This is a genomic window from Gordonia sp. 852002-50816_SCH5313054-c (assembly GCF_001665925.1).
Taxonomy (GTDB): domain Bacteria; phylum Actinomycetota; class Actinomycetes; order Mycobacteriales; family Mycobacteriaceae; genus Gordonia; species Gordonia jacobaea.
This window is the reverse complement of the sequence record NZ_LZTE01000064.1, coordinates 33,353-51,819: the sequence shown is the minus strand read 5'-3', so window position 1 is coordinate 51,819 and position 18,467 is coordinate 33,353. Positions and strand designations below refer to the sequence as shown.

At 64.7% G+C, this 18,467-nt stretch carries 17 protein-coding genes; 12 read left to right on the top strand and 5 right to left on the bottom strand.

Annotated elements, in window-relative coordinates; all coding sequences use genetic code 11:
- Positions 1-54: 54 nt before the first annotated feature.
- The gene (locus A5788_RS16920) at positions 55-528 is read right to left on the bottom strand and encodes an NUDIX hydrolase (RefSeq protein ID WP_049698946.1); all 474 of its coding nucleotides are present in this window, start codon (positions 526-528) and stop codon (positions 55-57) included.
- 130 nt (positions 529-658) lie between these two features.
- Between A5788_RS16920 and A5788_RS16915 the strand changes: the two genes are divergently transcribed.
- From A5788_RS16915 to A5788_RS16895, 5 genes are all read left to right on the top strand, one after another.
- Positions 659-988, top strand: a complete 330-nt coding sequence (locus A5788_RS16915) for a hypothetical protein (RefSeq protein WP_049699064.1) — start codon at positions 659-661, stop codon at positions 986-988.
- 112 nt (positions 989-1,100) lie between these two features.
- A complete protein-coding gene (locus A5788_RS16910) occupies positions 1,101-1,559 on the top strand; it encodes a hypothetical protein (RefSeq protein ID WP_049698947.1) in 459 nt (152 codons plus the stop codon).
- Between the two features lie 62 nt (positions 1,560-1,621).
- Positions 1,622-1,864: a hypothetical protein gene (locus A5788_RS16905; protein WP_049698948.1), complete on the top strand. Its 243-nt coding sequence runs from the start codon at positions 1,622-1,624 to the stop codon at positions 1,862-1,864.
- 134 nt (positions 1,865-1,998) lie between these two features.
- Complete coding sequence (locus A5788_RS16900) at positions 1,999-2,895, top strand: hypothetical protein (RefSeq protein ID WP_049698949.1); 897 nt, start codon at positions 1,999-2,001, stop codon at positions 2,893-2,895.
- 80 nt (positions 2,896-2,975) lie between these two features.
- Positions 2,976-3,266 carry a hypothetical protein gene (locus tag A5788_RS16895; protein WP_049698950.1) on the top strand — a complete coding sequence of 97 codons (291 nt, stop codon included), beginning with the start codon at positions 2,976-2,978 and terminating at the stop codon, positions 3,264-3,266.
- A gap of 510 nt (positions 3,267-3,776) precedes the next feature.
- On the opposite strand, the gene A5788_RS16885 is transcribed toward A5788_RS16895, so the two are convergent.
- Together A5788_RS16885 and A5788_RS16880 are read right to left on the bottom strand one after the other, a co-directional pair.
- Positions 3,777-5,612 (bottom strand): MFS transporter, encoded by a 1,836-nt coding sequence (locus tag A5788_RS16885; RefSeq protein WP_049698952.1) that lies wholly within the window; start codon positions 5,610-5,612, stop codon positions 3,777-3,779.
- A 77-nt stretch (positions 5,613-5,689) separates the two neighbouring features.
- Complete coding sequence (locus A5788_RS16880) at positions 5,690-6,166, bottom strand: MarR family winged helix-turn-helix transcriptional regulator (protein WP_152930056.1); 477 nt, start codon at positions 6,164-6,166, stop codon at positions 5,690-5,692.
- 261 nt (positions 6,167-6,427) lie between these two features.
- Between A5788_RS16880 and A5788_RS16875 the strand changes: the two genes are divergently transcribed.
- The 4 genes from A5788_RS16875 (at position 6,428) to A5788_RS16860 (ending at position 11,189) form a co-directional block, all read left to right on the top strand.
- On the top strand, positions 6,428-7,084 hold the full coding sequence (locus tag A5788_RS16875) for an SDR family oxidoreductase (RefSeq protein WP_049699066.1): 657 nt from the start codon (positions 6,428-6,430) through the stop codon (positions 7,082-7,084).
- A 7-nt stretch (positions 7,085-7,091) separates the two neighbouring features.
- On the top strand, positions 7,092-8,498 hold the full coding sequence (locus tag A5788_RS16870) for an FAD-binding oxidoreductase (protein WP_049698953.1): 1,407 nt from the start codon (positions 7,092-7,094) through the stop codon (positions 8,496-8,498).
- A gap of 211 nt (positions 8,499-8,709) precedes the next feature.
- The gene (locus A5788_RS16865) at positions 8,710-9,738 is read left to right on the top strand and encodes an esterase/lipase family protein (RefSeq protein WP_049699067.1); all 1,029 of its coding nucleotides are present in this window, start codon (positions 8,710-8,712) and stop codon (positions 9,736-9,738) included.
- 86 nt (positions 9,739-9,824) lie between these two features.
- Positions 9,825-11,189 (top strand): MFS transporter, encoded by a 1,365-nt coding sequence (locus A5788_RS16860; RefSeq protein ID WP_049698954.1) that lies wholly within the window; start codon positions 9,825-9,827, stop codon positions 11,187-11,189.
- 35 nt (positions 11,190-11,224) lie between these two features.
- On the opposite strand, the gene A5788_RS16855 is transcribed toward A5788_RS16860, so the two are convergent.
- Positions 11,225-11,842, bottom strand: coding sequence for a cysteine hydrolase family protein (locus tag A5788_RS16855; protein ID WP_049698955.1), 618 nt, complete (start codon positions 11,840-11,842; stop codon positions 11,225-11,227).
- A 114-nt stretch (positions 11,843-11,956) separates the two neighbouring features.
- Between A5788_RS16855 and malQ the strand changes: the two genes are divergently transcribed.
- Positions 11,957-14,122, top strand: a complete 2,166-nt coding sequence (malQ, locus tag A5788_RS16850) for a 4-alpha-glucanotransferase (RefSeq protein ID WP_049698956.1) — start codon at positions 11,957-11,959, stop codon at positions 14,120-14,122.
- 45 nt (positions 14,123-14,167) lie between these two features.
- Here the strand turns inward: malQ and A5788_RS16845 are convergent, their stop codons facing one another.
- Entirely contained in the window at positions 14,168-15,463 is a 1,296-nt protein-coding gene (locus tag A5788_RS16845) for an MFS transporter (RefSeq protein WP_082938136.1), read from the bottom strand.
- Positions 15,464-15,639: 176 nt separating this feature from the next.
- Here A5788_RS16845 and A5788_RS16840 point away from each other — a divergent pair, with 176 nt between their 5' ends.
- Together A5788_RS16840 and A5788_RS16835 are read left to right on the top strand one after the other, a co-directional pair.
- The gene (locus A5788_RS16840; RefSeq protein ID WP_049699069.1) at positions 15,640-16,878 is read left to right on the top strand and encodes a hypothetical protein; all 1,239 of its coding nucleotides are present in this window, start codon (positions 15,640-15,642) and stop codon (positions 16,876-16,878) included.
- Positions 16,879-16,977: 99 nt separating this feature from the next.
- The gene (locus A5788_RS16835) at positions 16,978-18,459 is read left to right on the top strand and encodes a flavin-containing monooxygenase (protein WP_049699070.1); all 1,482 of its coding nucleotides are present in this window, start codon (positions 16,978-16,980) and stop codon (positions 18,457-18,459) included.
- Positions 18,460-18,467: the final 8 nt, after the last annotated feature.

The window sequence follows — 18,467 nt, the reverse complement described above, 5'->3', positions numbered from 1 at the left end:
TCACGCGTGAGTCGGCGGCCGACTCGGCGATCTCGCGATGTCGGCGGAGTTGACTCAGCGCCGAAACCACGTCTCCGCGGTGTCTGCTAGCGCCTTCTCGATGCGCAGCTTCGATGTCTCGGACAGGTTCGCGGGCAACGAATCTGGCGCGAACCACGCGACGTCGGTGTTCTCGTCGTCGGCTGCGCGTGGCGTGCCTGCGAGGTGGCGGACCAGGAAACACACGTCGAGGTATTGCGTCTGATCGCCATTGGGGTAGGTGACCATCGGAGTGACGTCGATACTGGTCAATCGAACTACCTCCGCGTCGACGGCGGTTTCCTCGGCGATCTCCCGGATGATCGCGCGCGCGGGCTCTTCTCCCGGTTCGAGCACGCCGGACACGACCGCCCATTCGCCGGTATCGGCGCGCTGAGTGAGCAGAATCCGCCCGTGATCGTCACGGACCACTCCACTCACACCGGAGAGCCACAGCGGCATATGCCCGACGTGGGAGCGCAGTTCGGTGATGAATCCGGGAATCGGCATGAGGCCATTTTGCCGTGGCCGGCCGAGTCGTGCCGTCGCACATCCGGTCTCGTGGTGCCGTGGCAGGATCGGCTATGACCGATCGGGGTCGAGTGTGCAGGCAGAAACATGCAGGCGAAAGGTGCGATCGATGCGTGGTAAGGGTGTCTTCGCGGTGCTGGTGGGCATCGGACTGGTCGGCGTTGTGTGGGCGATCGTCGACGTCGTCGATCGTGGCTGGTCGAGCGGCCCGGGTAGCACCTGGGTGTGCGCCGCGCTCGGGTTGGTGCTGGTCGTGTTCGCGTTGTATCGGGAATTCGGCGGGTCGCCGCTGGTCACCGTCGACAACGAGAACATCGCCGAGGAGTACGAGGCGCAGAAGCGCGCCGACGGCGTGGAGGCCAACTGGGTCGTGAAGCCCGGCTATGCGGACGCGCAGACCGACGCGGCCCTCGGTCGCGACGAGCCGGAGAAGAAGTAGCCGCGACACGACGCTGCCGAACGCGTGTTCGGCGAATCTGTCAGTGGTGGGTGCTTCACTGTCATGTGCGCGTGTAAGAACGCATCCGATCGCCGAAACGAGGCATGGCAGCATGAACACCCCTACTTCGCACAATGTGTCGCGCGGGCCGTCCGCTGAGCATGCCTGGGCCGAGGCGAGAACGTGGCTGATCGAAGAGCTGCGCGCGATGCCGAACGCGGCCGTACTCGATCTCGGACCCGCGGGTCTCGACACCACCCTCACGCCTGAATCCGACGTGGAATGCGCTCAAGTGCACGTCTTACATGGCGGCGTCTACCTGGTGAGACTCTCGACGGACCTGATGGAGCATCCACGACTTGCCGGCTACTCGGTGCCGCGGTCGTTGCGAAACCGGTGGCGCCTCGATGACCGCTTCGACGACTGCACCCACGGCTATCTCGTCAGCGCCTCTGCAGAATTGATCGCCGACATCTGTATCGGCTGGTTCCGAGACCGGTGCGCGTGGCGGCATCCGGGGTCGTTGGGGTGGAGTTACACCGCACCGCAGCCGGCTCGGGGATGCCCCTGATCTTTCCCCCAGATCGGCTCCGAACAGGTGATTTCCCCGCAGATCTCACGCATCGTGGAGTCATGACCACTTCATATGACAGCACCAGCACATCGTCGAACGGCACTAACAACAACGGCTCGGGAATGGGCTTCTGGAAGATTCTCGGGATCGTCGTCGTGGCGCTGATTGCGCTCGCGATCATCGGCCCGGTACTCAAGGGACTCTTCTGGATCGGACTCTTCGCGCTGGCCATCTACGGCGGCTACATGCTCTTCCGGGCATCGCGATCGTCGAAGTCGGATGGCGGCTCATCGGGCTTCTGAGTACGGCAAACGACCCACCCGTGAATTCGCCAGCGCGACAGTAGGATTCATTTCAGCGGATTCAATACCAGTGTGGGGCGTCCAACTCTCGCGTGAGATGGTCACCGGGATTGTTACGTGCGTACCATTGTCCGGTGTCCGTTGACAGCGATGCCGTACCGGTGACCCGGCTCCTCGTGCAGACCGACCCGGATACGCCCGACCCCGCCGGGTCGAGCGAGCAGGCCGCGCTCACCGAACCGATCCACACACCGGAGGCCGTGCAGGCCGCGGATCCGTATGAGGTTGGGGCCCCTGCCGAGCGCGCAGACGACTCGACGGGGGTTGCCGACCCGGTCGACTTCGGCGCCTGCACGGGTGAATTCGACACGCGAACGGGCGAGTTCTTCACCCGGATGACTCGCCGCGATCGGCCCGGCGCGACGTCGACTCGACTGGGTGGGCACGCCGCGAACGCGCCGCGCAGCACTGCTGCGACACGGCGGCGTCGGTCAGCGGAGTCCGCACGGTCGGCAGCTGATGCGCCGGTCCCGATCCTCGATCGACTCACCCGCATGGCGGTCTCCGCGCGGCGGGTCACCGATCCGATGTCGGTGCCCGGCGAGATCACCATCGACCTCGACGACGCCTGGGAAGCCGCTCAGTCGCCGGGATGTCTGCGGCTCTTCGTCGCGGGGAACGGCTGCGAAGGCACCATCGCGATCGTGCTCACCCGGTTCATCGTCGACCATCACACCGACCTCGGTGCGTTGCTCGACCACGCGCCCGTCGAAGCCCGCGCCCTGCCTGATTGGGACGAAGACGACGTCGTCACCACTCCTCGAGGCTTTCGGACGGAGGGGGCATCGCTGCAGACCGGGACGTACCTCGATCTCGGGGAGCGTAGGTTCTGCGCGCTGAGGTACGAGGTCTTTGCCCGCGGGAACGTTGCCTACCTGGTCCACACGACCGGCATCGTCCCGTTGCGCGAGGGCCGTGAGTTCTGCCGTGAGGTCGTGGCCGCGGTGAGCAGCGTGGGGCTCGACGACTGACGATCTGATAGTCGGAAATCGAGACGGCGCGGGGGCGCCGAGCGGATCAACCGAGCGTGAATCAACAAAGGGGGAGAGCAATGGTGAGTCGCGCCGACCGCGTCGTCGACTTGGAATCGGTACTCGCCGCAGAGGCAGACTTCATCGACGACCCGACCGACCAGGGCTGGCTGACCGCGACCGCAGCGGGTGAACGGATCTACGTGCGGATGGGCGACTTTCCCGACGAGGACCTCTGGGCGCTCTGGCTCGGCGACGGTCGGTGGATGGAGTTCACCGTGCCCCCTGCTCGCTGGAACCTGCGGGTCCGCGCGGCACGTTGGTCGGCCGACGCCCGTGCACGCCTCCCGAGGAACGAGTTCCACGACTGAGGGTGGTCTCGACAAGCTCGACCAGCGGGTGTGAGCTCGACCAGCGGATCGGGCTCGACCCGGCGGGTGTGGCTCGACCGGCGGGCGGGTGGTCTCGACAAGCTCGACCAGCGGGGAAGCTCGACCGGCGGGCGGGTGGTCTCGACAAGCTCGACCAGCGGGGCAAACTCGGCCGGCGGGGCAAGCTCGACCAGCGGGCGTGAGCTCGGCCGGCGGGCGGGTGGTCTCGACAGGCTCGACCCGGCGGGTGTGGCTCGACCGGCGGGTGGGTGGTCTCGACAAGCTCGACCAGCGGGGGAAGCTCGACCGGCGGGGCAAGCTCGACCAGCGGAGTGGGGCCGCTCCGGCCCAAATATGTGTCGAACGTAAAGATGTGGGTGCTGCAGCACCCACATCTTCACAAACGACACACATCTACCGAGCCAGGCGCCCCGGGGGGTCTCGACAAGCTCGACCAGCGGGGCAAACTCGACCAGCGGATCGGGCTCGACCCGCGGGCGGGGCGCGCCGTCAGGAACGACGCGACGAGTCGGGAGTCACCAGCTCGCCGGGCATCTCGCTCGCGTCGGCCGCGACCGCGGCGAGCTCCTCGCCAAGTGATTCGGCAGGCTTACGCGACTCCGCGGCAGTGCCGTCGACCGACTCGACCTTCATCTTCTTGCTGCCGGTGAACAGCGACGCGATCGCGCCGATCACGCAGCAGATCATGGCGAACGTGAACGCCGCGGTGAGGCCGTCGGAGAACGGATCGCTGATCAGGTGCGGGAAGAAGTCGAGCCCGGTGAGGTGGTCGACGCTGGCCTGCGGCAATCCCTGCAGTGCCTGTCCGCCCACCTCCTTGATCGGGTTGTAGCCGAGGAATGCCGCGAACAGAATGCCGACGGTCGGTAGGTGTGCGATCCCGTTGGCAGCGTCGGACGGCATGCCGTTGGACGTGAGGCCGCTGTACATGGCCGACGGCAGGTGCTGGCTGAGGCCCGCGATCATCAGCGAGAAGAACAGGCCGATCGACAACACCATCGCGGCGTTCTGGAACGTCGTCATCATGCCCGCGCCGGAACCACGAGACGTGATCGGAAGGCTGTTCATGACCTCCGCGCGGTTGGGCGAGGCGAACAAGCCCATGCCGACGCCGTTGATCAGCAGGATCAACGCGAATACCCAGTAGTCGAAGTCGACCGGGATGGCGATCAGTGCGGCGAAAGTGCCTGCCGTGATGAGCATGCCGAGCGTGGTGAACCACTTGGTGCCCAGCTTGTCGCTGAGGGCGCCCGACACCGGTGCGCTGAGGAGGAAGCCGATGGTCATCGGAACCATGTAGATACCAGCCCACAAGGGGGTTCGGCTGTAGTCGTAGCCGTGCTGCGGCAACCAGATTCCCTGCAGCCAGATGATGAGCAGGAACTGCAGACCGCCACGACCGATCGACGCCATCAGGTTGGCGAGGTTACCGAAGGCGAAGGAACGATTCCTGAACAGCGAAAGCTCGAAGAGCGGGCTCGCGACCTTGGTCTCGATCAGTACGAAGATCGCCAGGACGAGCGCGCCACCGATGAGCCCCGTGAGGACCCAGGGGTTGCCCCATCCCATGTTGGAGCCGCCATAAGGCTGGATGCCGTAGGTGATGGCGATGAGGATCGCGACCAGACCGACGGCGAAGGTCACGTTGCCCCACCAGTCCATCTTCGAGTGCTTGCGAACGCCGGTGTCGCGCAGCTTGAGGTACGCCCAGATGGTTCCGACGACGCCGAAGGGCACCGAGACCAGGAAGATGTAGTGCCACTGGATCGGCGCGAGCAGACCACCGACCAGAAGGCCGAGGAACGAGCCCGCGATGGCGGCGACACCGTTGATGCCCATCGCCAGACCTCGCTGGTTCGGCGGGAAGGCGTCGGTGAGGATGGCCGACGAGTTGGCCATCAGGAACGCGCCTCCGACACCCTGGATGATGCGCCAGAAGATCAGCCAGATGGCCGCCTCGCTTCCGTCGAACCAGGTGATCGCCAACAGGATCGACGAGACGGTGAAGATGGCGAAGCCCATGTTGTACATCCGCGCACGGCCGAACATGTCACCGAGGCGGCCGAAGCTCACCACCAGCACGGCCGTGACGACGAGGAATCCCATCATCATCCACAGCAGATAGCTGGTGTTCTCGGGGAGAAGCGGATTGAGATTTATGCCCTTGAAGATGTCGGGGAGCGCGATGAGCACGATCGACGAGTTGATCGTCGCGATCAGCATGCCGAGCGTCGTATTCGACAGCGCGATCCACTTGTAGTGGGGATCGTGAGTGGGAGACTGCGCCGGTTGCGCGGACCCGGCGTCGTTAACCGCAGTGGTCATGTGAATCCTTCTGCAAAGTCATGGCTGGTAGTCGAGATTTCTCGGTAGTGGAGAAGTCGAAGGGACGTGAGGGCCCGTCAGGTCGAGATCTCTTCGGCCAGGGCGTCGGCGAGATCTTCGATGGCCGCGTGGACGCGCTCCTGCTGCTGCGAATCGAGTCGCTCCATCGCGGCTCCGAGTAACTGCGCCTTTTTGGTACGGGCGTGCGTGATCACATCCGCGCCTTCTGGAGTTGCCACCAGGAGGCGCGCGCGACCGTCTTCGGGATCGGGTGTCCTGGTCACGTACCCGAGTTGTTCGAGGTTCGCGACGAGGCGCGAGACCGTCGGCAGTGCGACCGCCTCACGCTCGGCGAGCGCCGACATGCGCAGCGGGCCGTGGGCGTTGATCGTCCAGAGGGCCGATGCCGTGCCGACGCTGAGGTTGCCGGTTCCGCTGGTGCGGAGTGCGCGGGTGACGCGAACAAGGTGGTGATGAAGCACTGCGACATCTTTTGTGCCCGCTCCGTCGAGCGACGTGGAGACGAGCGAAGTGGAGTCGGACAGCGTGATCACCTTCTCGATTGGTTTCGTTTGTCGATAACGGTTGGTCAATAGATGACTGGGCTCGATTTCTGGGGCCTACGAAAGTCCAGATGACGGGAAGTCGGTCAAGGGACCCAGACACGATCAATATAGTTGCTTGATGCTAAGTAATCGAATCGTAAACTCGGCGAACGGTGTTCGCCTGAGGGCGTCGGCGCTCCGGCCGGGATGACCCGTCGGCGTCGGTACGTTGGATATGGCGACACATTCACCGACGAATCGAGGACTCTCATGACCCAGGTGATCATCATCGGCGGACACGGCAAGATCGCACTGCGACTGGCCAAGATCCTGAGCGACGGGGGAGACAAGGTCACCTCCGTCATTCGTAACGACGCCCAGTCCGACGACGTCTCAGCAACCGGCGCGGAACCGCTGCTCGCAGACGTCGAGAAGCTCGACACGGCGGGCCTCGCTTCGGTCCTGGCCGGCCAGGACGTCGTGGTGTGGTCGGCGGGTGCTGGTGGCGGAAGTCCGGAGCGCACCTACGCCGTCGATCGCGACGCGGCCATTCGGTCGATGGACGCGGCAAAATCGGCAGGCGTCGACCGATACATCATGGTCTCCTACTTCGGGGCCGGCCCTGATCACGGTGTGCCGGAGGATGATTCGTTCTACGCATACGCGGAATCGAAGGCTGAGGCCGACGAGTATCTGAAGAAGACCGACCTGGAGTGGACCATTCTCGGGCCGAGTGGACTCACGAACGACCCCGGCACCGGCCGCATCGACGTCACGCACAAGGGTGACTGGAAGAAGGGTCACACCAGCCGCGACAACGTCGCGCAGGTTGCGGCCGCCGTGATCGCCGAGCCGTCGACTATCGGCACGTTCATCGAATTCAACGACGGCTCCACGCCGATCGCGGAGGCCATCAAGCCCGCATAATCGGGAGGTGGCTCCTGATCCCGTCGATTCCGCAAGCGGCAGACCCGACGTCTCGCGCAGTCTCAGCGAGAGACTTGGCGAGATAGTCGGGTCGTCGCACGTCCTCACCGACGCCGACGCGATGGCGGGTTACCTCACCGACTGGACCGGTCGCTGGACCGGCTCCGCCGTCGCGGTTGTTCGTCCCCTCACCGCTGACGAGGTCGCCGCGGTCGTCGGGCTGTGCGCCGACGAAGGTATCGCGATCTGCCCGCAGGGCGGCAATACCGGACTCGTCGGCGGGTCGATTCCGCCCGCCGATGCGTCGACTCCTGCGATCGTGCTCTCCACCGCACGTATGACCGACATCGACGAGATCGACACCGTGGGCCGCAGTGTCGGCGTGCAGGCAGGGGTGACACTCGCGGCGCTCGACGCGCGGGCGTCGAGCGCCGGTCTCCGGTTCGGCGTCGACCTCGCGTCGCGTGAATCGGCAACGCTCGGTGGAATGGTGGCGACCAACGCGGGCGGCACTCGAATGATCCGGCATGGCAACACCCGCAGTCAGCTACTCGGGATCGAGGCCGTGCGCGCCGACGGACAGATCCTGCGCCGGTGGCGCAGTCTCGTGAAAGACAATGTGGGATACGATGTTCCGGGTCTGCTCGCGGGGAGTGAGGGCACGTTGGCTGTCATCACGCGCGTGCTCGTCCGCCTGGTTCCGACGACCGGTGCGACTGTCGTGTTCGTCGCTGCCATCGACGACGTATCGGTGGCGCTCGCCTTGATCGACGCCGTCTCCGACGCCGGGCTGACCACAGAGGCTGCGGAGATCATGACTCAGGCAGGTGTCGATCTCGTGCACGACCACGGAGTCCGACGGCCCGTGTCGAGCCCCGCCCAGTTCTATGTCCTCCTGGAGGTCTCGGGTCCGCATGACGCGGAAGACGTTGTGCTGCAAGTGCTCGACGGTCAGCCGGGCGTCGTCGATGCGGTGGTGGAACCGGGGCCTGCGCGCGATCTGTGGCTCGTGCGTGAAAGCCATACCGAATCCATAGCACGGTCGACGACGACGCCGGTCGTCAAGCTCGACGTCTCGGTTCCCCTGCGGGCATTGCCTGCAGCCTTCGCTGAGCTCGCCGCGATTGCCGATGACGACGATTGTCGGCCAATCCTTTTCGGGCACGTGGGCGACGGCAATATTCATGTGAACCTGCTCGACGTCGCTGAGGAATCGGTGGAATCGTTGACTGACAGGGTGTTTCGAGTTGTCTCCGCGCATGGCGGCAGCATCAGCGCCGAACATGGGATCGGCCGCGCGAAGGTTGCGTGGACCGGACTCGGCCGATCGGCCGTAGACCTCGACACGATGAAGGCGATCAAGACTGCGCTCGACCCGGCGGGGCTGCTCAACCCTGGAGTTCTCTTCGAGTAGTGATCGGCACGCCAAATCGCTTGGTATTTCCGGATTGCCCGGTATTTCGGCTCGCTGGTATCGGCGGCCACAATCTGGGTACGCAATGCGAGCGTCGACACACTGGGCATTCAACTACTGACCCACCACATGACTGGTCCGGCGACCTCCGATTGCCCTTATGCTCAATCCCGAATTTCCGATTGAGAAGAGTCAATTCCGGGGGGAATCAATGTTACGCAACAGATTTCGTATTTATCCGATTCGTTCACGTCGTATCGGGTCGACTGTCGTCGCGGCAGCGTTTGCGGTGCTCGTGGCCGCAGCGATACTCGCACCGACAGCGGATGCGGCGACGAGCGTCGGTGCAGACCCCGTTGGTACGGGTCCCGTGCAGTCCGACTTCCGTGCGGCGGCGCGATTCTCGAATCCCGAAGCGAATCCACCGGGCGCGAACAACTGGGCATGCCGGCCATCTGCTGCCCATCCGCGTCCCGTCGTTCTGGTACATGGAACCTGGGAATCGGCGTATCAGACGTGGGCGGGCTTTGCGCCGATGCTTGCTGGGCACGGATTCTGTGTCTTTGCACCAGAACTCGGAATTCTGTCTGCGCGCGATGGTGGCGGAATACCTGCACGGCAGCATGGCGGCGAGTACGGCGCAGGGCACGTCGACGAGTCGTCGGCGCAGCTCGCTGGTTTCGTCGATCGGGTGCTGCGGGCGACCGGTGCGCGCCAGGTCGATCTCGTCGGCCACTCGCAGGGCGGTGTCATCGCGCGCGGGTACCTGAAATTCCACGGTGGTGCTGATGCGTCGAATCCGCAGCGCAACAAGGTGTCTCACGTGGTGACGATGGTCGCGACGAATCATGGCACGACGATGGACGGATTGGTCGGTCTCGAGAACGATCTGCAGGCGGCGGGCATCGACATAAGCTCCGAGGTCGGCGCGGCATCGGGCCCCGGTGGTGCCGATCAGCAGGTGGGGTCGGCGTTCATCACTCGACTCAACCGCGGCGGTGACACTCTGCCGGGAATCGACTACACGGTCCTCACCACGATCTACGACGAGGTCTCCACGCCGTACACGGCGTCGTTTCTGACACCTGGTCCCGGTGCACGCGTCGACAACATCGTCATCCAGAATGGCTGCGCCGGCGACCATACCGAGCACACCGACTTCACCTACTCGCCGCGAGCACAGTCGCTGGCGCTGAGCGGCCTCGGCGCCGACGTACCCGTGGTGTGCGTCGCGCGGTGACGGCTCGTCGGGATCGTGCCCAGTTGGGATCATCGTGATTTTTGGTCTGGGCACATCGGCGCAGTGGTGCGTAGCGTCGAACAACCGTGACTGCGACTCCCACGACCTCATCTGATCGGCTCGTCGGATCGACGAACGCCGCGAGCACGGAGCCGTCTATAGACGAGACAGACGACGAACGGCGACGGCGGCTGCGGACGGTCGCGCTGGCGAGCCTGCTCGGGACGACCGTCGAGTGGTACGACTTCTTTCTGTACGCGACCGCGGCGAGTCTGGTCTTCAACACGGTGTTCTTCCCGCACCAGAGTGGATTCGTCGGCACTTTGCTGACGTTCGCGACCTTTGCTGTCGGATTCGTGGTGCGCCCGATCGGCGGCGTCGTATTCGGTCACATCGGCGACCGGATCGGCCGGAAGAAGACGCTGGCGCTGACGATGGTGATGATGGGGCTCGCCACCGCATTGATGGGCGTGCTGCCGACGGCCGCGCAGGTCGGCATCGTCGCGCCGATCCTGCTCCTGGTGCTCCGCGTCGTACAGGGGTTCGCGCTCGGAGGGGAGTGGGCGGGTGCGGTGCTGCTCGCCGTCGAACACAGTCCGCGGGGGCGTCGAGGTTTCTTCGGTTCGATTCCGCAGATCGGTCTGGCGCTCGGACTCGCACTGGGCACGGCGGTGTTCGCCCTGCTGCAGGTGGTCTTCGACGACGATGCGTTCCTCGCCTACGGCTGGCGCATCGCCTTCCTCGGCAGCATCGTGTTGGTGATCATCGGATTCGTGGTGCGCCTCAAGGTCGACGAGACGCCCGCCTTCCAGGAGGTCGACGAACTCTCCCAGAAGTCGTCCGCGCCGCTCAAAGAGGTGGTGCATCGACCGTATACGCGCAACACGGTGCTCGGGCTGCTCGCTCGCTGGGGTGAGGGGTCGGCGTTCAACACCTGGGGTGTCTTCGCGATCGCTTATGCGACAACACAACTCGACCTGCCCAAGGTTTCGGTTCTGATCTCGGTGACGATCGCCGCGCTGGTGATGGCCGTGCTGTTGCCGGTGTCGGGAGTACTCACCGATCGGTTCGGGCCCAAGCGTGTGTATCTGGCGGGCATGATCGCCTACTCGGTGGCGGTGTACCCGGTGTTCGCGCTCTTCGGCACCGCCGACCTCGTCTGGTTCACGGTGGGACTCGTGGCGGTGTTCGGCGTCGTGCACGCCCTGTTCTACGGCGCGCAGGGCACGTTGTTCGCGAGCCTGTACCCGACGCCGGTCCGCTACACCGGGCTGTCGGTGGTCTATCAGTTCTCCGGGATCTACGCGTCGGGTCTTACGCCGCTCATCCTGACCGCGCTGCTCGGCGCAGCGGGTGGCACGCCGTGGCTGGCCGCTGGCTACCTGGTGCTGACAGGACTGATCAGCGTCGTCGCGACCTCGCTGATCCGCCGCAGCGACCAGTTCTTCTGATCGCCGCGGCGGTGCTGCCTACGCGTGCGACCTGGTCACAGCGCCGCGAGAACCTCCGACGACTCGACGGGCAGCGAGAACATCGGATAGTCGAACGAGATCGCGTTCTCGTGTTCTGCCTGCGACGTCGCGGCGGTGCAGTCGGTGAGCGTGATGACGCGGTAGCCGTTCTCGTAACCCGACCGCATCGTCGACTCGACGCAGCAGTTGGTGAGGAATCCGCCGAGGATGATCGTCTCGATTCCCTTGCTGCGCAGGATGAAATCGATGTTGGTGCTCGCGAAGGTATCGAGTCCGCGTTTGCCCTCGATGAGGATGTCGCCCTCTGTCGGGGCGAGGTCGTCGACGATCGCGGCACCCCACGTGCCCTTCACGAAGGCGTTGCCGTCGACGACGCCCTTGAGGATTCCGTACGGGTGCCGGGTCAGTTCGCCGTAGCCCGGGGCGAAGGTGATGGGTGCGTGCATGATCGTCACCCCGGCGGCACGGGCCTTGTCGACGAGAGTGACAGTGTTGGCCAGCATGTCCGTCGAGTCCATGACCTCGGCGACGGCGTCGTGCAAAACGCCTCCGTCGCTGGTGAACTCGTTCTGGTATTCGATGAGCACCAATGCTGTGGTTGCGGGGTCGAGGGTGAGCGTGTCGTCGGCCATGAGTACTCCCAGTGTGCAGTGATCGGGGTCACAAGAATTGAACTGCGTGCTGCGTCGTCGCGCAAGGTTGTCGGTGAGCGCGCGTGCTCGCCGAATCGGTGAGACGATGCAGACGTGACGACCGATCAGGTGAGTGACCGGCTGGCCGAGCTCGCACAGCGCTGCGGAGTGAGCATCGGCTACACCGGTTGGGATCAGGAGTATCACGAGGTTTCGCGGGACACGCTGGTTGCGGTGCTCGCCTCGCTCGACGTCGCGGCAGCCACCGATACGGAGATCGAGCAGTCTCTCGCAGAACTCGATGTGGCTCCGTGGCGGTCGTTCCTGCCTCCGGTCACCGTTGTCACCGAGGGAGATGACGCGACGTTCGCTGTGCACGTTCCGCACGGCGATCCGGTCGCGGTCTGTATCCGAACGGAATCGGGGGACACGCTCGCGCCGACACAGCTCGACGTGTGGACCCAGCCGCGGGACGTCGACGGTGTGCTCACCGGGCGGGCGACGTTCGCGTTGCCGTCGGATCTGCCGCAGGGCTATCACGAGATCGTCGGGGCCAATCCGGCGCGCGACGTCAACGCGACCGCACCCTTGATCGTCACGCCACGTCGGCTATCGACCGCAGACGATCTCCTCGGTGCCCAGCGGTGGGGGCTGGCGCTACAGCTGTACTCGGTACGTTCGGCAGCGTCGTGGGGGGTCGGCGACTTTGCCGACCTCGCCCAGGTGTGCGAGGTCGCGGGCAGCGTCTACGGCGCCGACTTCGTCCAGGTCAACCCGATGCACGCCGCGGCACCACGCCCACCCGTCGAGGCATCTCCATACCTGCCCGCAACACGTCGCTTCGTCAATCCGCTCTACATCAGGGTCGAGGACATCCCCGAGGCCGACGCCCTGCCGAAACCGCAACGTAAATGGATCAAGGGACTGCAGAAGGAATTCTTCGGCGACGACCTCGATCCGTCGAGAATCAAGCGCAACAAGTCATATCGGGCGAAACTCGACGTGCTCGAACTGATCCACGACGTTCCGCGGAGTAAGCGTCGCGAGCACGCGTTTCTGCGGTTCTGCAAGCGAGAAGGCAAAGGGCTCAAGGGTTTCGCCACCTGGTGTGTACTCGTCGAACGCTTCGGGAATGACGAGACGAATTGGCCCGCCAAGACGTCCGATCCGCGATATCTCAAGCGGGTACGTCGACGCTACAGCGATCGCGTCGACTTCTACATGTGGTTGCAGTGGATCTGCGACGAGCAGTTGGCCGCGGCTCAGCATGCGGCCACGTCGTCGGGTATGAGTATCGGGATCATCACCGACCTGGCCGTCGGGGTCGACCGCCATGGAGCCGATGCCTGGATGCTCGGTGGCGTACTGGCCTCCGGTGCGACCGTCGGCGCGCCACCCGACGGCTTCAATCAGCAGGGGCAGGGCTGGAATCAGCCGCCGTGGCATCCCGGCCGACTCGCAGCCGCCGGGTATGCGCCCTATCGCGACATGCTGAGGACGGTTCTGCGGCATGCAGGCGGCCTCCGTGTCGACCACATCCTCGGGCTCTTCAGGCTGTGGTGGATTCCCGACGGAATGGGTCCCGCAGGCGGCACTTATGTCCGCTACGACCACGACGCGCTGCTCGGCATCCTGGCTCTCGAGGCGCAGCGGGCAGGTGCGGTGGTGATCGGCGAGGATCTCGGAGTCTTCGAGCCGACGGTGCAGACCGCGCTGGCGCAGCGCGGAATCCTCGGGACGTCGATTCTGTGGTTCGAGCACGGGCCGTATGCGCCGATCCCGCCGGAGGAGTACCGAGAACTCTGTCTCACCTCGGTGACCACGCATGACCTGCCACCGACGCTGGGCTACCTGGCGGGCGAGCACATAGACCTGCGCGCCGAACTCGGCCTGCTCGAGACGTCCGAGTCCGAGGAACGCGCCCGTGACGCACGCGACCGCGACGCCATCCTCGACCTGGCGCGCGCACGCGGGCTGCTCGATCCGGACACCGATCTGACGAGCGCGGAAACGGTGGAAGCGCTGTACCGGCTCATCGCGGCAAGCCCGTCGGTGCTGCTCGGAGTGGCACTCGTCGACGCCGTCGGGGAGCGTCGGATTCAGAACCAACCGGGCACCGACAGCGATCAGTACCCCAACTGGTGCATTCCGCTCGCAGACGATGACGGGACCGTCGTGCTCGTCGAGGATCTCGCAAGCAGCCGTCGGTTCGCCGACCTCGTCGCAGCCCTGGTGGGGGAGGGCGTCGGCGCGGATCGACGCTCACTGCTCCAGGACTGACCGACCGCAGACTGCCTTACCCGGCGGCGGTTGACCTGAAGGGAATCAGGCGAAGGCGCGGGCGTTCTCGCGCCGCACAGCGACGGCGGTCGACACCAGCGCGATGAGCGCGAGCACGCCGACGGCCACGTTGAACACGACCCCCGACGTTTTGAGGCCCCAGTGAGATGCCGCGATACCTTCGCCGACGATCGGGATGGAGATGGCGACGTAGGCGACGACGAAGAACGTCGACATCACCTCGGCCCGACGGTCTGCAGGACTGGCGGCGACGACCGCGGCGAGTCCCTTGCTGAACGAAAGGCCTTGTCCCGCACCGGCGATCAACGCGCCGATGACGAGCAATGTGAACGAGGCCGCGAGTAGTCCGCCAACCAGAACGGCCATGCCGACGACCAGGAGCGCACAACCCGCGATCAGTGCGCGTTCGGTGGGGATCGCGCGACCGGCGATCTGCGCGACGGCAGACGCACCGAACAGCAGGAACACCAGGCCCCCGGCGAGCGCGGGCGAGTGGATGCCGAGCACGTGCGACACGAACGACGGGGTCACGCCGGTGAACGTGCCCATCACCGCGAATCCCGCGAACGCCGCGATTGCGGCACGCACGAAGACCGCGCGTGTCTCCGGTGGCACCGACAGCTTCTGAACCGACAGACGAACTCCCGGTTTGCGGGTCACCGGCTCGGTCATGAACCAGATGCCGACGAACACGATCGCAAGCAGGACGAGGTCGACGATGAACGCGGTGCGCAGCGGCGCCGGGGCGAACTGCGCGAGCAGTCCGGCGATGAGTGGGCCGAGGCCGAGGCCGCCGATGTTGGCCGCGGTCGCGAGTGCGGGCGCACGGTGACGCCAGCTCGCAGGCGCGAGTTCGATGACCGCTGCGGTCGCCGCACCTGCGTAGATACCTGCCGACAGACCGGAGAGCACACGTCCGATCATGAGCTGCCAGACCGGGCCCGCGGTCAGGAAGACGACGGCGCTGATCGCCGAGAGGATCGCGCCGGCGATCAGCAGCGGACGCCTGCCGAGGATGTCCGACCAGCGTCCGAAGCAGATCAGGGCAACGATCACGCCGGCCGCATACACGGCGAAGATGATCGTCGTCGTGGTGACGCCGAAGCCGAGGTCCTTCGCGTAGATCGAGTACAGCGGAGTCGGCAGCGTGGTGCCGAGCATCACGACCGCGAAAGCCGCGATGGCCGCTATGAATGAACGTGCCCCACCGGAGTGCGTTTCGAGGGAGTGTGTTTCGACGGAATCAGAAGGTGTTTCGACGGAATCAGGCCGTGTGGAAGCGGATTTCTGAGAGTGCATCGGGCCGGGCGTCTGCGTCATACGAGGCCTAGCGTCGAAGCACCCCACGGTATTCCGTAGCGGGATCGGGTGCGTTTCTGGTGAATGTGTGTCTTACGTAAGGATGTGGGTGCTGCAGCACCCACATCTTTCGATTCGACACACATCTACCGATCGATCGGGGAGGGCCGCTAGGCACCGTCGGATTCATGCCGGGAATGTCCTCTATCGCCGCACAAGCCGCATCGGACCGTTACGGTATATCCGTGCCAGCCATCGATCCCACGATTCTTGCCACCACGTCGCGCATGCCGTTTGCCGTCGATGAAATTCACAAGCTCGGCGTGACCGGGCGGCGAGTAATTGCCGCCGATACGTTCAGTTCCGCACCGGGGAGCCATTCACGCGGAGCCTCCAAGCATTTCACGGTGCCCGCGCCGACCCAGGAGACCGAGGCGTTCATCGCCGCGATCGTCGACATCATCGACGCCGAGAACGTCACCTGGTTGTTGCCGATGTTCGAGGAGGTGTTCTACCTCGCCTACCATCGCGACCGGTTGCTGGCGGGGCACCCCGACCTCGAGCTGTTCTTTCCGGACTTCTCGACGCTGCATCGCGTGCATGACAAGGTGACCTTCGCCGAGCTGTGTCGGTCGTTGAATCTTCCTGTGGCCGAATCGATCACGGCGACGAACGATGACGAACTGCGGGCGGCCACCGCTCACTGGGAGCACTGGTTCGCGCGCGCCGCCTACGGCCGCGGCGGGCTCGACGTCGTCACGAATACCGGTCCACTCGCCGCGGAGACGAGTCTCGACGCCGTACATCCCACCGCGGACGACCCGTGGTTGGTGCAGGAATACCTGAAGGGTGTCGACCGGTGCAGTTGGAGCGTGGTGCACCACGGCGAGGTGGTGCTGCATTCCTGCTATGAGCACCCGTTGGCCATCGACAATCGGGGCGGAATCGTATTCGAGTCGGTCGATTCTCCCGAGTCGTTGCACGCGGCACAAACCATCGCGCGTGAATTGAACTGGCACGGCCAGATCAGCTTCGACTTCTTGGTGACCGACGACGGCGTGCACCACATGGTGGAGTGCAATCCGCGTCCCACCGCCGGGTGCACCATCGCCACACCCGAGGAATTCGACGCCGCGCTGTTCGATCCGGGCGAGCTGGTCGTGGTCCCGCCGGGACGCAAGAAGATGATCAAGGCTGCCGTAATCCGCGATGTACTGATGCATCCGTCGCATTGGAAAACGAATCGCGCGGCGGCGAAGGGTGCGGCGGGTGTCTACGACCAGCGCAAGGATCACCTGCCGCTGCTGTACTCGGCGCTGTCGCTGCAGCACGTCGCCAAGTACCGCAGGCAACTCGGCGTCGATCGCAAGAAGGGAGAGCAGCTCGTCGCCACGCAGTTCTTCGACGTCCTCTACGACGGCTCATCGATCGGCTGAGCTCCCGTCGACCGTAAGCCGCCACTCTTTGCCTCCGAAGTGACCTGGGTTACTGTGTTTGTAGGTCACAGATACTTCGGGGAGTGAGGTCGGATCGTGGTGCAGCCAGATCATGAGGTCGTCATCGTCGGCGCGGGTTTCGGCGGAATGGGCGGCGCCATCGAACTCAAGCGGCAGGGCGTCGAATCGATTGCGATTCTCGAACGCGAAGACGACCTCGGTGGCACGTGGCACGTCAATCACTATCCGGGCCTCGCAGTCGATATCGCGTCGGTGACGTACTCGTATTCGTTCGAGCCGAATCCGTTCTGGTCGCGGCTGTTCGCTCCGGGCGCGGAGCTCAAACGCTATGCCGAGCACATTGCCGACAAGTACGACCTCAAGCGGCACATGGAGTTCGGCACGAGCGTCGAGAAGGCTGAGTGGGATGAGCAGTCGCGGCTGTGGACCGTGTACACCGCAGATGGTTCGAGTCGCACCTGTCGCTACTACGTGACCGCCACGGGATTCCTGTCGCAACCGCACGTCCCCGATTTTCCCGGGCTCGACTCGTTCGAAGGGAAGGTGCTGCACACCGCCGACTGGGAGGACGGATTCGACTTCACCGGGCGTCGGGTCGCAATCATCGGCACCGGCGCGACGGCCGTGGAATTGATTCCCGAAGCCGCACGCGACGCGGCGCATCTGACGGTCTTTCAACGCACACCGATCTGGGTGGTGCCCAAGGTCGATTTCCCCATTCCCGCTGCGCTGCAGAATCTGTTCGCCACGGTGCCGCTCACACAACGCACTGCTCGTCTGGTGAACACCTCGCTGCTCGAGATGCTGATGGTCTTCGGCGTTTTGCACTTCAAGCAATTCAAACCGGGCAACAAGGCAGCGGCACTGCTGGCCCGGGCGCATCTGCGCGCCCAGGTTCCCGACCGCGCGACCAGGCGAGCGCTGACACCCGACTATGACTTCGGGTGTAAGCGACCGACATTCTCCAACAAGTACTTTCGGGCTTACGCGCGGCCGAACGTCACGCTGGAGACCGGAGGCATCGGACACTTCGAACCCGACGCGATCGTGAGTGCCGACGGAACGCGACACGAGATCGACACGCTCGTACTCGCCACCGGATTCGACCTGTGGGACACCAACTTTCCCGCGATGACCGTGATCGGTCGAGAGGGTCGCAACCTCGGAAAGTGGTGGCGCGACAACCGTTTCCAGGCGTTCGAGGGCATCACCGTTCCGCGTTTCCCGAACTTCCTGTCGCTCAACAGTCCGTACTCTTACAGCGGGCTCTCGTACTTCACGACGATCGAGGCGCAGATGAAGCACATCGCGCGCCTGTTCGGCGAGATGCGTCGACGCAAGTCCGAGGTCTTCGAGGTGACCGACGCCGCCAACGACGCGTTCCTCGACGAGGTCACCGAGCATCTGCAGTCGTCGGTGTTCTATCGCGGAAACTGTGCGACGTCGCGCAGCTACTACTTCGACCCACACGGCGAGGCGACGCTCCTGCGTCCTAATTCGACGCTGACCACACTGCGCGAGATGGACTGCTACCCGTTGGAGTCCTACTCCTATCGTTGAGTTGCAGT